Origin of the sequence: Bacillus sp. CH_70, from assembly GCF_038007045.1 — a bacterium.
Taxonomy (GTDB): domain Bacteria; phylum Bacillota; class Bacilli; order Bacillales; family Bacillaceae_G; genus Bacillus_A; species Bacillus_A cereus.
Genome location: NZ_JBBOWL010000001.1, coordinates 4,248,834 through 4,262,276, shown reverse-complemented (window position 1 = coordinate 4,262,276; position 13,443 = coordinate 4,248,834). Strand labels below are relative to the sequence as shown.

The window sequence follows — 13,443 nt, the reverse complement described above, 5'->3', positions numbered from 1 at the left end:
GTAAGTTACAGGAGGAAGATAGATGAACATTCGGCAACTAGCGCTGCAAAATATAAAAGGAAATTGGCGTAATTATAAAGTGTTTTTCTTAAGTAGTTGTTTTGCGATATTTGCATCTTTTGCATATATGTCTGTCATTGTACATCCGTATATGCAAGAGACGATGTGGTATCAAAACGTACGTTGGGGACTTATCATATGTAATGTTATAATTATTTCTTTTTTCGTCATATTTATTTTGTACTCTACTTCTATTTTCATAGAAGCACGTAAGAAAGAATTAGGGTTATATATGTTAATGGGAGCAACGAAGTCTAACGTAATAGGAGTAATTATGACCGAGCAAATATTAATTGGAATTTTTGCTAATATTTTCGGTATAGGGCTGGGCTTGATCTTTTTAAAGCTCTTCTTCATGGTGTTTAGTATGTTACTGGGGCTTCCGAAAGAACTCCCTGTTATATTTGACGTAAGTGCGATTGGTGTAACATTTATTACATATATGGTCGTTTTTATTCTGTTATCTTTTATAAGTGCTTTACGTATATGGAATATAAAAATCATTCGGTTATTGAAAGAATTTCGAACAGATAAAAAAGAGAAGAAAACATCAAAGTGGCTTTGTATATTCGGCTTTATTTGTTTAGGGATAGGATATGCGTTAGCGCTACAAGTGACGATGGCTACGATAGCAATATACTTTTTCCCTGTGTCTATACTTGTCTTTTTGGGAACGTATTTTTCTTTCGCGCATGGTGCTACCCAAGTGTTAGAAATGATAAAGCGAAATAAAAAGATTATGTATACATATCCATATTTGTTTATAGTGAATCAATTGTCACATCGAATGAAGGAAAATGGTCGCTTTTTCTTTCTGATGTCTATGGCAACGACGTTTGTAGTTACGGCAACAGGTACGGTGTTCTTGTATTTTTCTAGCATGCAAGATATGTGGCGAACTGGAGGGGTACACTCGTTTTCGTACATAGAAAAAGGTATTTCTACTTATGAAGTCTTTGAAGAAGGTGCGGTTGAAAAATTACTGAATCAATATGGGTATGATGATTTTCAATATATGAGTTTTGTTGGAGTGTATGCATCCTTTCAGTCTAATAAAGGAGAAACAACAATAGCACCGCTTATAAAAGAAAGTGATTATAACCAAGAAGCGAGGAAACAAAAACAGAAAACATATCATCCTAAAAAAGGTACAGTGACACTCGTTTATTATAATAAATACAATAATTCGAATGTATATAATCAAAAAGAGATTCAATTGCAAGTAATGAATCAACCATATCAATTCGTATTTAACGGTCAGAAAGAAGAGGTTCAATTTAACTATCACCCTTCGTACATTAATGGTCTGTTCTTCATTATGAATGATGAAGACTTTGATAATATAGCAAATAAGGTTCCTGATTCTGAAAAGATGATATATAGAGGCTACACATTATCAAATATCGAAAAGACGAAGGAATTGAACGAAGATTTACGGAAACATATGAAACAAGATAATAATAATGCATTTCGAAGTAATATGGAGTTATATGTAAGTATGAAAGAAGGCGGCGATATTACTCTATTTGTGGGCTCGTTTATTAGTATATTATTCTTTCTTACTTCATGTAGTATCGTGTATTTTAAATGGTTCCATAATATTGCATCGGACCGAAAGCAGTATGGTGCACTCTCTAAACTTGGAATGACGAAGGAAGAAGTATGGAAAATTTCTCGTTGGCAATTATGTATGCTATTTTTTGCGCCAATTATAGTAGGGAGTATGCATAGTGCAGTTGCGTTATATACGTTTCATAATACTTTTTTTATGGATGGATCATTAAAAAAAGTAGGTTTGTTCATTCTGTTTTATATCGTAGCATGTATCATTTATTTCTTCTTCGCTCAAAGAGAATATAAGAAACATTTAGACTAGCAAATGCTAGTCTTTTTTTAATATTCGAAATTTACATAGAAGAATATAAAAAAGTATGGTATAACAGTAAGAAAACGAAAAAGAGGGGAAAAGACGATGATTCGAGTAGGATATTTAGGACCAGAAGCAACATTTACAAATATGGCGGTGAGTCGTTTTTTTCCGGAAGCAGATCATGTACCGTATCGAACGATTCCAGATTGTATAGATGCAGCTGCAAATGAAAATGTAGACTTCGCAGTCGTACCGTTAGAAAATGCAATAGAAGGTTCAGTGAATATAACGGTTGATTATCTTGTACATGAGCAGCCGCTTTCTATTGTAGGAGAAATTACAGTACCAATTCAGCAGCATTTACTTGTACATCCGCAGTATGCAGAAGTGTGGGATGAAGTATATGCGGTGCATTCTCATCCGCATGCCATTGCACAGTGCCATAAGTTTTTAAATGAAGAATTAAAAGGAGTAACTGTTCGAGATATGACATCCACAAGTGCCGCTGCGCAATATGTGAAAGAACATCCTGAAGAAAAAATTGCCGCTATTGCAAATGAAGCAGCTGCAGAAAAATACGGATTAACAATTGTAAGACGTAGTATTCATACGCATAAAAATAATCATACACGCTTCCTAGTACTCCATAAGAAAAAGAAAGCAATACTCCCGAATAACGGAGAAAACCGCGGAGAGAAAACGACGCTTATGATAACGTTACCTGCAGATTATGCAGGTGCCCTATATCAAGTGCTATCAGCTTTCGCATGGAGAAAATTAAACTTATCAAAAATCGAATCGCGTCCGATGAAAACAGGTCTTGGAAATTACTTTTTCTTAATCGATGTCGATAAAGCATACGATGACGTATTATTGCCAGGCGTAACGATGGAACTTGAAGCACTCGGTTTTTCTGTTACTGTACTGGGGAGTTATTCTTCTTATTGGTTGTAAGATGTAGATGGAATATTTGTATTTGCCTAATCGTCCATATCATTTCATTGCCTAGTATATTTTTTGATAGATTAATAAAATCCCACCTGCAAAAGGTGGGATTCTTTATCCCGCTATTTGCCGGGCAGCCCGATTGGTGAGGGCTGATTAAAGTTTCACTTTATTTTAACTTCGCAAGACGATCTTCTAACTGACCACGCCAAATATCAGCTAGTTCTGGAACAGCAAGAATTTTTTCAATGCCATCTTTATCTTTTCTATTATGAAAATAAATTTCGTTAGAGAACAAAACAGAAACATTGCTCGGCTGACGTTCTAGTAATGTAATTTTAGAATCTTTACGTACAGTACCTTCTTGAAGAACACGGCATAGGTAGCCTGTAAATCCAGTTGCTACAATGCGCGGCAAAATGCCAGGGATGCCAAGGCGTTTTGAAATTGTGCTACAAGGTACGCGAGCTTGCGTTACTTGAATGATTGCTTCGCCTAGTTGATATGTATCTCCGATGCATACATCATGCTCTAACATATTTGTTACGGTAATGTTTTCACCAAATGTGGAAGCTGGAAGCATAGTTTGAAATTCCTCTTCCCATAGTGCGTAATGCTCGTGTGGGTACACACAAACAGCACGATCAGGTCCCCCGTGATGTTTTAAATCCGCTACGTCATCACCACGAAATCCGTCTTTTGAGAGAAAGGCCTCTTCTGTAGGAGCTTTACATATACCTGTTATCATTTCTTTATCTTCGCCATATTTCATTTGTTTCGGTTTGCCAATGCTAAAGTGAACGAGTTCAATTCCCATATTTGATCTCCTTTACGATTGATTACAATATTATAGCATTAAAAAAGCACAGAGAATGATAAAAACTCTGTGCTTTACATTAATAAACGAGAAATCCTGCTTTATCCAGTGCCTCACAAGCAGCATTTAATTTTTCTTTAGAATCTGCCTCGATTGTATGTAAGTGAATACCATCTGTTAGTTGTGAAAGATAGGAAGCATTTGTGTTTTCGATTTTTTGTAAATATTGCTCTACATCAAAGCGATTGCTTACCATAATGGATGCTGTTAAGTCACCGTATACAGGATGCTCAACTTTTACGTCTTTAATCGTAACGCCATGGTCAACAAGCATTGTAAGTTCCTGACGTACTTCTGCTGGTTTATGTTGGCATACAATTACGCGTTCGAAAGTTTGTTGCTTCTCTTGTGGCTTTAAATATAAATAACCTTGAGCAGTCGCAATAATTGGTTCGTTTCGTGCTTTAAGCAAGGAAATATCTTGCACGATAACTTGTCTACTTACGTTCGTCTTTTTCGATAGTTCATTCCCCGATAACGGTTCATTTGCAGCAAGAAGCCACTGGAGGATAAGCTGTCGTCTTTCTTCACCTAAAATCTTTTTTTGTTCATTTTGTTTCATTATGATTTAACACCTCTATAAAATTGATTTCCAATTGTGTGTAGTGCATGAATAGTAGTATCAATTTGATCTTTCGTTGTTTGTTGTCCGAAAGAGAAGCGGACATATTGTTTGGCCTCTTCATACGTTTTTCCAATTGCAAGCATAGTTTTCGAAGGTTCTTGTTTACCGACTTGGCAAGCACTTCCGGTGGAAATGGCAATACCATGACGATTACATTCTAGCATAGTATATTGACCTTCTATTCCTTTTATTGTAACCCCAACAATATGTGGTAAACAAGAAGTAGAATGACCTTCTACTTCAATTTCTAGCGGAAGTGTTTGTATTTGCTCTAAAAAGTAGGATCGTAACTCTTTAAAACGTAAACTTTCTTCCCATTGAGTTTTTAATATATTTTCAGCAGCTGTTAAAAAAGATGCGATGCCGGGAACATTTACTGTACCTGGGCGAAATCCTTTTTCGTGAGAAGTTCCTGGAAATACTTGTTCCCAGCGAGATTGCGGATTTATGTAGCAAGCGCCGACACCTTTTGGTCCGTATATTTTATGTGCTGAAACAGAAAGACTATCAATCCCCATCTCAAAAACATGGATAGGCAGTTTACCAAACGTTTGCACACAATCCGTATGAAATAAAACATTATATGTTTTTAAAAGTGCCCCGATTTTTGTAATGTTTTGAACGGTTCCGATTTCAGAGTTTCCATGCTGTATACTTGCTAGCACAGTATCTTCTGTAATAGCTGCCTCTAAATCTACTAAACAAATGAGTCCGCTTTTATCAACAGGAATTTCAGTGATCGTATAGCCTTTTGATTTTAGAGATTGAAAATAACTTCGAATGGATGCATGTTCCATAGGTGTCGTAATAATATGCTTCTTATTTCGGGCATTTAGAAGTGATTGAATCGCAAGATAGTTCGATTCCGATCCACCGCTTGTGAAAAATACTCCTTGTTCTTTGCCTCCAATCATTTCCGCAAATGTTTTTCGGCAAACTTGTAATAAAGAAGAAGCCGTTCCTCCAATATCATGTAAACTTTGTTCATTTCCGAAGTATTGCGAAGCTGCTTTCATATATGTTTGTAACGCTTCCTCGCTCATAGGTGTAGTAGCTGCATAGTCAAGATATATCATCATGTAAGTTCCTCTCTCTAGTAAGAGTTACATTTCTTTTACTTTTTAAATGGTAGTGAAAATAAGAATTATAAAAAAACTCTTGTCATTATTTTAAAACTATGTAAATATAGGTGTCAAGACAGTTGAAAAGTGTAAAGTAGGAGGCAACAATTATGCCAAGTGCAGATGTCTTAATTATTGGAAGTGGCGTTGCGGCACTTCGTGTTGCAAAAGAGATTTGTCACGAAAAGAATGTGATTATTATCACAAAGGAGACGAAACGTAATAATAATACACATTTAGCTCAAGGTGGAATTGCCGCAGCGGTAGCTACATATGACAATCCTAATGATCATTTTGAAGATACGTTAGTAGCAGGGTGTCATTATAACAATGAAGAAGTGGTCCGTTATTTAGTCGAGGAAGGACCGAAAGAAATTAATAACCTTATTGAAAGAGGAATGAAATTTGATGGAGATGAAACAGGTCCTCATCTTGGAAAAGAAGGAGCGCATCGAAAACGTCGTATTTTACATGCAGGTGGCGATGCAACAGGAAAGAATTTATTAGAGCATCTTATTCAAGAAGTAGCTCCATACGTTACGGTAGTGGAACAGGAAATGGTGCTCGATTTTATTATAGAAAAAGATAAATGTGTTGGGGTTTTAACTCGCAACAATAAAGGAGAACTGAAACGTTACAATGCAGATTATACGGTGTTAGCTTCAGGCGGTATTGGCGGTTTATACGCCTTTACTTCTAATGATGAGACAATTACAGGTGATGGACTTGCAATGGTGTACCGTGCAGGCGGAGAGCTTGTAGATTTAGAGTTTATACAATTTCATCCGACGATGTTATACGTGGGTGGGCGTTGTTCCGGCCTCGTGTCCGAAGCTGTTCGCGGAGAAGGAGCTGTCCTTATAAATGGCAAAGGGCAGCGTTTTATGATGGATATACATTCCGAACAGGATTTAGCGCCTCGTGATGTAGTCGCAAGGGCTATTCATGAACAGCTACTTGCGGGTGAAAAAGTGTACTTAAACATCGAAATGATTCAAAACTTTGAACAACGCTTTCCGACTGTGTCATCGATATGTAAAACGAATGGAGTCGATATAAATAAAAACCTTATTCCAGTCGTGCCCGGTACTCATTTTCACATGGGTGGCGTGAAAACGAACTGTGATGGAGAGACGTCTATTCCGAACCTATACGCAGTCGGGGAAGTAGCTTGTAATGGGGTTCATGGTGCAAATAGATTAGCGAGTAATTCATTATTAGAAGGTCTTGTGTTTGGAGGAAGAATCGGAAGACACATTTTATCTAGAGAGACAAAAGAAAAGGTGAACATGCTAGCCGAAAAAGAAGCAAAGTTTATCGTTCTGAATCATTTACCGACGAAAGAAGAAATACAAAAATGCATGATGAAATATGTTGGGATTGTGCGAACAGAGCAAAGTTTATCTTATGCGAAGAGATGGCTTAGTAAGTATGGTGTTCGAAATATGATATTACAACATGATGTTCTTACGAATGAAGAGATAACGCTTATTAATATGTTAACAGTTTGTGAGCTTATAGTTGTTTCAGCCCTGCAAAGAGAAGAAAGTATTGGCGGGCATTACCGAAGTGATTATCCAGATAGAAATATAGGAAAGAAAGAGATTGTTCGAGTAAAGAGAAAACTACAACTTGTGTGATGAGGGGAAGAGGGGCTTTATGAACACGATAAAAGTTAAAGAAGCATTAAATCGATTTTTTTTAGAAGATATAGGAGAAAGAGATGTAACATCTCAGCTTATTTTTCCAGATAACTTACTTTCGAAAGGAACGTTTCTTGCGAAGGATACAGGGGTCTTTGCAGGACGTTTAGTAATTGAATCAGGATTTAAATTAATTGATGAGAGAATTGAAGTAGAGCTTCATAAAAAAGATGGGGATCTTGTAGAAAAAGGCGAAATCATTGCAACTGTGCAAGGGCCAATTGCATCGTTATTAACAGCAGAGCGCGTTATATTAAACGTTATTCAGCGTATGAGCGGAATAGCGACGATGACGCGTAAAGCGGTTCTTGCTTTAGATAGTAGCCATACTCGCATTTGTGATACGCGAAAAACGATGCCAGGACTACGTATGTTTGATAAGTATGCAGTCGTGTGTGGTGGTGGATTTAATCATCGCTTCGGTTTATATGATGGTGTCATGATTAAAGACAATCATATTGCGTTTGCTGGTTCTATTACAAAAGCTGTTACATCAGTGAAAGAAAAGTTAGGACATATGGTGAAAGTAGAAGTAGAAACAGAAACTGAGGAACAGGTGAGAGAGGCTGTTGCTGCTGGTGCGGATATTATTATGTTCGATAATCGTACGCCAGATGAAATCCGGGAGTTTTCGAAAATTGTACCAAGCGCTATCGTTACAGAAGCTTCAGGGGGCATCACAATTGAAGATTTATCGAAATACGGAAAAACAGGGGTAGATTATATTTCACTTGGAGCGTTAACACATTCAGTGAAAGCACTTGATATTAGTTTCAATATTGAAGGGTAAGGAAAGTGGCTTAGAGGGGGAGAAACGTATATGAGTATTTTAGAACAAGTACAGCCAATTGAAACGATGTTACCAGAGCGTTATTACACGATGTCAACGGAAGATATGGAAAAGCGTGTTCGTGAAATTAAAGAGAAGATGGGGAAAATGTTATTCATTCCAGGGCATCATTATCAAAAAGATGAAGTGGTACAATTTTCAGATGCAGCAGGGGATTCACTTCAGCTTGCGCAAGTTGCAGCGAGCAATAAAGACGCAAAATATATTGTGTTTTGCGGGGTGCACTTTATGGCGGAAACAGCAGATATGTTAACGACAGATGATCAAGTTGTCATCTTACCAGATATGCGTGCAGGTTGTTCGATGGCGGATATGGCAGATATTGAACAAACAGAAAGAGCGTGGAAAGAGTTAAAGAAATTATTTGGAGATACGATGATTCCGTTAACATATGTGAACTCTACAGCTGCAATTAAAGCGTTTTGTGGTCGTAACGGAGGAGCAACAGTAACTTCTTCTAATGCAAAGCAAATGGTATCTTGGGCGTTTACTCAAAAAGAGCGTCTCGTCTTTTTACCAGACCAACATTTAGGGAGAAATACAGCGTACGATTTAGGTATCCCGTTAGATAAAATGGCAGTATGGGACCCACACACAGATTCATTAGAGTACGATGGGGATATAGAAGAAATTCAAGTGATTTTATGGAAAGGGCATTGTTCTGTTCATCAAAATTTTACAGTGAAGAACATTGAGAGCGTACGAAAAAATCATCCTGATATGAATATTATTGTACATCCAGAATGTTGCTATGAAGTTGTAGCTGCTTCAGATTATGCAGGCTCAACGAAATATATTATTGATATGATTGAATCGGCGCCATCTGGTAGCAAATGGGCGATTGGTACAGAAATGAATTTAGTGAACCGAATTATTCAGCAACATCCAGATAAAGAAATTGTTTCACTTAATCCATTTATGTGTCCATGCTTAACGATGAACCGAATTGATTTGCCTCACTTATTATGGGTACTTGAAACGATAGAAAGAGGAGAAGAAATTAACGTTATTAGCGTAGATAAACAAGTAACGGCAGAAGCGGTTCTTGCATTAAATCGTATGTTAGAGCGTGTGTAAAGCAACGGTATTCCCGTTGCTTTTTTTCATACATATAATCATAACAAGAACAAAATGGGCATACATTGTTTTGAAGAAATCATTGTGGTTCTTTATGCTTATTCCACTTCGAATGATATTGAAAATCGAAGAAGTGATAAAAGTGAAAAGAAGTTAATGTTATTTAGAAAGAGTTACTTCATGAGATTTGTTACTTATAGATAAGTTATACAGGAGGGGGAAAATTTGAAAATTCATATCGTGCAAAAAGGGGATACCCTTTGGAAAATTGCGAAAAAGTACGGAGTGGATTTTGATACGTTGAAAAAAACAAATACACAACTTAGTAATCCAGATTTAATCATGCCAGGTATGAAAATTAAAGTGCCATCCAAGAGTGTTCACATGAAACAACAGGCTGGAGCAGGTTCAGCGCCTCCAAAGCAATACGTAAAAGAAGTGCAACAAAAAGAATTTGCAGCAACACCAACTCCACTTGGAATAGAAGATGAAGAAGAAGTTACGTATCAATCAGCACCAATTACACAGCAGCCAGCTATGCAACAAACACAAAAAGAAGTGCAAGTAAAACCGCAGAAGGAAATGCAGGTAAAGCCGCAAAAAGAAGTACAGGTGAAACCGCAAAAAGAGGTGCAAAAAGAACAGCCAATTCAAAAAGAGAAACCAGTTGAAAAACCGTCTGTTATTCAAAAACCACCTGTGATAGAAAAACAAAAACCGGCGGAAAAAGAAAACACGAAGTTTTCGGTAAATGTATTGCCACAGCCGCCACAACCACCAATAAAACCGAAAAAAGAATATAAAATTTCAGATGTAATAAAAAAAGGAAGCGAGTTAATTGCTCCTCAAATTAGTAAAATGAAACCTAACAATATCATTTCTCCGCAAACGAAAAAAAATAATATAGTATCGCCGCAAGTGAAGAAAGAGAATGTAGGGAATATAATATCGCCACAAGTGAAGAAAGAAAATGTAGGAAATATAGTATCGCCGCAAGTGAAGAAAGAAAATGTAGGAAATATAGTATCGCCGCAAGTGAAGAAAGAAAATGTAGGGAATATAGTGTCACCGCAAGTGAAAAAAGAAAATGTAGGGAATATAGTGTCACCGCAAGTGAAGAAAGAAAATGTAGGGAATATAATATCGCCGCAAGTGAAGAAAGAAAACGTAGGGAATATAGTATCGCCAAATGTATCGAAAGAAAATGTAGTTATTCCACAAGTCATACCGCCAAATATTCAAATGCCAATTATGGATAACAACCAGCCACCGAATATAATGCCAATTATGGATAACAATCAAATGCCGAATATGATGCCAATTATGGATAACAACCAACCACCGAATATGATGCCAATTATGGATAACAATCAAATGCCGAATATGATGCCAATTATGGATAACAATCAAATGCCGAATATGATGCCGATAATGGATAACAATCAAATGCCGAATATAATGCCAATCATGGATAACAACCAACCACCGAATATGATGCCAATGATGGATAACAATCAAATGCCGAATATAATGCCAATCATGGATAACAATCAAATGCCGAATATGATGCCAATCATGGATAACAACCAACCACCGAATATGATGCCAATGATGGATAACAATCAAATGCCGAATATAATGCCGATAATGGATAACAATCAACCACCGAATATGATGCCACATCAAATGCCGTATCAACAGCCCATGATGCCGCCGAATCCGTATTATCAACAACCAAATCCATATCAAATGCCATATCAGCAAGGAGCGCCGTTTGGACCACAATATACGTCTATGCCAAATCCGAATATGATGCCAATGGATAATAATATGCCGCCGCTTGTGCAGGGTGAGGAAGATTGTGGATGCGGAGGAGAAAGTAGACTATATAGTCCACAACCAGGTGGTCCGCAATATGCGAATCCTTTATATTATCAACCAACTCAGTCTGCATATGCACCACAGCCAGGAACGATGTATTATCAACCAGATCCACCAAATGTATTTGGAGAGCCCGTTTCAGAAGAAGAGGACGAAGAAGAAGTTTAAAAAGGCGGGAGTATTCCCGCCTTTTTTGCATGCGTGTTAATTAAGAAAATGAAGTTTTTTTTATGAGGTGCTAGAAAATTCCCAGTGAAATATTAACAGTGTAAAAACCTTCTCTGTTACTCATCATAAGAGGGAGCTTTTCAGTAGAGAAGCTCATTCTAACAGAGGGGGTTTTTGTATTGAATACGAAAGTAAAAGTGATTGCTGCTTCTTTGTTAGTTACCAGTGCATTAGCTGCATGTGGTACACCAAAAGATAACAATGCAATGGATGGACGTAACTACAATTACGAGCGTACATCTTATAATGATACACACCAGTATCGTGATAATGTAACGCGTAATGATCGTTATACAGATTATGTAACATATAGAAATGGTCGTAACGATACAGGATATAATAATTATTACCGCGATGTAAATTATAATGGCCAAATTGCTAATCCACATCCAACACGTAATATTACAATGAACAATTCATACATTAACAATGATGGTAAAACAGCTGAAAGAATTACAAATCGTGTGAAACGTATGAATAACGTAGACCGTGTGTCTACAGTTGTATATGGAAACGATGTAGCGATTGCGGTAAAACCACGTAATCCAGTATCGAACGAAACAGCGCTTGCAAATGAAGTTCGTCAAGCTGTTGCAAATGAAGTTTGAAACAGAAACGTATATGTTTCTGTAAGAAATGATATGTTTACTCGTGTCGATGCAATGAGCACGCGTCTACGTAACGGTACAGTTACAAACGATTTTAATCGTGACATAGTGAATATGTTCCGAGACATTCGTTACGGTTTAACTGGTACAGTGCGATAACAAAACAAAAGAGGAAGGGTGAGCCCTTCCTCTTTATTCATCGTTGTCTTGTAAACGACGTTTTTTAATAAAATAACCAACGGAGTAAGAAACTAAAAAGCATATGAAAAGAATACTACCTGTTAAAATAGCTTCAAACAGTGGTCTTTCTGGACTGAAAATAATATAAATAATAGCCATAACGATTCCTACAATAAGGGAGCGGAAGACAAGTTTATAATAAGGAGTTAACTTTATTTCCTTTTCACTTTCTTCTACATCGATTGAAACACTTAACTGTAAATAACTAAGGACGATACTTGTAAGAATAAATAATAGCCATAATGGAGATTTCGTAATTTGATCCATTCCTTCAGTGAATCCGATATAGCCTAAAATGCCAATTATACCAAGCGATTGAAAAAGAAAGGCAATACGTATGTTTTTTAATGTTTTCAGAATGAGACGTTCATCCTTTATTTTTTTCACAATATCCATCTCCTGTTTATTATGATTTCGCTGTTATATTAATTGTAACATATATATTACTTTTATCAATTTATAATTTACATATTATTCAGTTGGATAAAAGAGGGAATAAAATATTTTTATAAACATGTTGCACTTATAATTTATTAATGTTATATTAACAAAGCGATGAGCTAATTTACGTAAGACGAGAGATATGCTTAAGTGCTAAACACGCGAATGTGGTCGCCTGGTCTCTCGCCGTAAACGCATCAAGACGCCTGCTTTGCAGGCGTCTTTCATTTTATATAAAAGTAAATGATACATGCAGATGAGGTAAACCCTTATCTGCATTTTTTATTTTTCGAAAGAAATGTAATATGGATAAAACCACCATTTCCGGAAAAACTACTAATGAAAGTATGATCTTGCCTAAAAGAGGTGAACGGAAATGAAATGGATACTGATTGCGATGCAAGCTTTCGTTATGATGTTTTGTTTCGTTTATGAAACGAATGTGAAGGCGGAAGGGCCAGTACCAGAAGTAACGGAAAAAGAACCTGAGGTTACAATTTTATTAGAGCGTATGTATGTTGATGGAGAAGTAAGTGAGGAAATCTTTACAGAAAAAGTAGCGGACTTAGAAAAATTTTTACGGCAGTATAAAGAATGGCAGCTTGTTGATCGTGATGATGTACAAATTGTATTGCAAAAGAAAGTTGATGATATTTCTCCGTTATTGAAAACAAGTGGGTATTTTGGTGTTTCAGAGGAAGGGATATTACAAATTTTCAAAGGCGTGCCGAAAAGTGATAATGCGATCCATTCTTTCTTTCAAATTGATATGAAAAAGCTTGAGAGCTATGAGCGTGCGAAATTGAAACGTGGTATTCGTATTAAATCAAAAGAAGGTTTTGTGAAGACGATTGAAAAAATGAAGCAATATGCAGTGCAAAATAAGAAAAAAAGCAGCTCATGGTGAGCTGCTTTTT

The 13,443-nt window shown here is 36.7% G+C and carries 10 protein-coding genes and 2 pseudogenes; 8 read left to right on the top strand and 4 right to left on the bottom strand.

Features of this window, described 5'->3' with window-relative positions:
- Window positions 1–22 precede the first annotated feature (22 nt).
- Together N2V79_RS21760 and pheA are read left to right on the top strand one after the other, a co-directional pair.
- Window positions 23–1,936: an ABC transporter permease gene (locus N2V79_RS21760; RefSeq protein ID WP_340720210.1), complete on the top strand. Its 1,914-nt coding sequence runs from the start codon at window positions 23–25 to the stop codon at window positions 1,934–1,936.
- Window positions 1,937–2,032: 96 nt separating this feature from the next.
- Window positions 2,033–2,884, top strand: a complete 852-nt coding sequence (gene pheA, locus N2V79_RS21755; protein WP_000621693.1) for a prephenate dehydratase — start codon at window positions 2,033–2,035, stop codon at window positions 2,882–2,884.
- A gap of 160 nt (window positions 2,885–3,044) precedes the next feature.
- Here the strand turns inward: pheA and N2V79_RS21750 are convergent, their stop codons facing one another.
- The 3 genes from N2V79_RS21750 to N2V79_RS21740 all read right to left on the bottom strand — a co-directional run bounded on the left by N2V79_RS21750 (window position 3,045) and on the right by N2V79_RS21740 (window position 5,456).
- Window positions 3,045–3,692, bottom strand: a complete 648-nt coding sequence (locus N2V79_RS21750; RefSeq protein ID WP_197233244.1) for an MOSC domain-containing protein — start codon at window positions 3,690–3,692, stop codon at window positions 3,045–3,047.
- A gap of 79 nt (window positions 3,693–3,771) precedes the next feature.
- On the bottom strand, window positions 3,772–4,314 hold the full coding sequence (locus N2V79_RS21745) for a transcription repressor NadR (protein ID WP_088025474.1): 543 nt from the start codon (window positions 4,312–4,314) through the stop codon (window positions 3,772–3,774).
- Window positions 4,314–5,456, bottom strand: coding sequence for an IscS subfamily cysteine desulfurase (locus tag N2V79_RS21740; protein ID WP_053563611.1), 1,143 nt, complete (start codon window positions 5,454–5,456; stop codon window positions 4,314–4,316). Before N2V79_RS21740 ends, N2V79_RS21745 begins: the two co-directional genes overlap by 1 nt.
- A gap of 152 nt (window positions 5,457–5,608) precedes the next feature.
- On the opposite strand from N2V79_RS21740, the gene nadB reads away from it, so the two are divergent.
- From nadB to N2V79_RS21715, 5 genes and pseudogenes are all read left to right on the top strand, one after another.
- Window positions 5,609–7,138 (top strand): L-aspartate oxidase, encoded by a 1,530-nt coding sequence (gene nadB, locus N2V79_RS21735; protein ID WP_098679252.1) that lies wholly within the window; start codon window positions 5,609–5,611, stop codon window positions 7,136–7,138.
- A gap of 19 nt (window positions 7,139–7,157) precedes the next feature.
- Window positions 7,158–7,991, top strand: coding sequence for a carboxylating nicotinate-nucleotide diphosphorylase (nadC, locus tag N2V79_RS21730; RefSeq protein ID WP_029443359.1), 834 nt, complete (start codon window positions 7,158–7,160; stop codon window positions 7,989–7,991).
- A gap of 30 nt (window positions 7,992–8,021) precedes the next feature.
- Window positions 8,022–9,128 carry a quinolinate synthase NadA gene (nadA, locus tag N2V79_RS21725; protein ID WP_000025335.1) on the top strand — a complete coding sequence of 369 codons (1,107 nt, stop codon included), beginning with the start codon at window positions 8,022–8,024 and terminating at the stop codon, window positions 9,126–9,128.
- 225 nt (window positions 9,129–9,353) lie between these two features.
- Window positions 9,354–9,510: pseudogene (gene safA / locus N2V79_RS29255) on the top strand (SafA/ExsA family spore coat assembly protein); the annotation flags it as partial.
- A gap of 1,846 nt (window positions 9,511–11,356) precedes the next feature.
- A pseudogene (locus tag N2V79_RS21715) lies at window positions 11,357–12,004 on the top strand (YhcN/YlaJ family sporulation lipoprotein).
- A 33-nt stretch (window positions 12,005–12,037) separates the two neighbouring features.
- Here N2V79_RS21715 and N2V79_RS21710 read toward each other — a convergent pair.
- Entirely contained in the window at window positions 12,038–12,472 is a 435-nt protein-coding gene (locus tag N2V79_RS21710; protein ID WP_141240979.1) for a branched-chain amino acid ABC transporter substrate-binding protein, read from the bottom strand.
- A gap of 430 nt (window positions 12,473–12,902) precedes the next feature.
- Between N2V79_RS21710 and N2V79_RS21705 the strand changes: the two genes are divergently transcribed.
- The gene (locus tag N2V79_RS21705; RefSeq protein WP_023523098.1) at window positions 12,903–13,433 is read left to right on the top strand and encodes a BofC C-terminal domain-containing protein; all 531 of its coding nucleotides are present in this window, start codon (window positions 12,903–12,905) and stop codon (window positions 13,431–13,433) included.
- Window positions 13,434–13,443 lie beyond the last annotated feature (10 nt).

What these genes read in the sequence shown, in the direction of transcription:
- N2V79_RS21760 (WP_340720210.1), top strand. Translation starts at nt 23, where the DNA reads ATGAACATTCGGCAACTAGCGCTGCAAAATATAAAAGGAAATTGGCGT.
- pheA (WP_000621693.1), top strand. Translation starts at nt 2,033, where the DNA reads ATGATTCGAGTAGGATATTTAGGACCAGAAGCAACATTTACAAATATG.
- N2V79_RS21750 (WP_197233244.1), bottom strand. Translation starts at nt 3,692, where the DNA reads ATGGGAATTGAACTCGTTCACTTTAGCATTGGCAAACCGAAACAAATG.
- N2V79_RS21745 (WP_088025474.1), bottom strand. Translation starts at nt 4,314, where the DNA reads ATGAAACAAAATGAACAAAAAAAGATTTTAGGTGAAGAAAGACGACAG.
- N2V79_RS21740 (WP_053563611.1), bottom strand. Translation starts at nt 5,456, where the DNA reads ATGATGATATATCTTGACTATGCAGCTACTACACCTATGAGCGAGGAA.
- nadB (WP_098679252.1), top strand. Translation starts at nt 5,609, where the DNA reads ATGCCAAGTGCAGATGTCTTAATTATTGGAAGTGGCGTTGCGGCACTT.
- nadC (WP_029443359.1), top strand. Translation starts at nt 7,158, where the DNA reads ATGAACACGATAAAAGTTAAAGAAGCATTAAATCGATTTTTTTTAGAA.
- nadA (WP_000025335.1), top strand. Translation starts at nt 8,022, where the DNA reads ATGAGTATTTTAGAACAAGTACAGCCAATTGAAACGATGTTACCAGAG.
- N2V79_RS21705 (WP_023523098.1), top strand. Translation starts at nt 12,903, where the DNA reads ATGAAATGGATACTGATTGCGATGCAAGCTTTCGTTATGATGTTTTGT.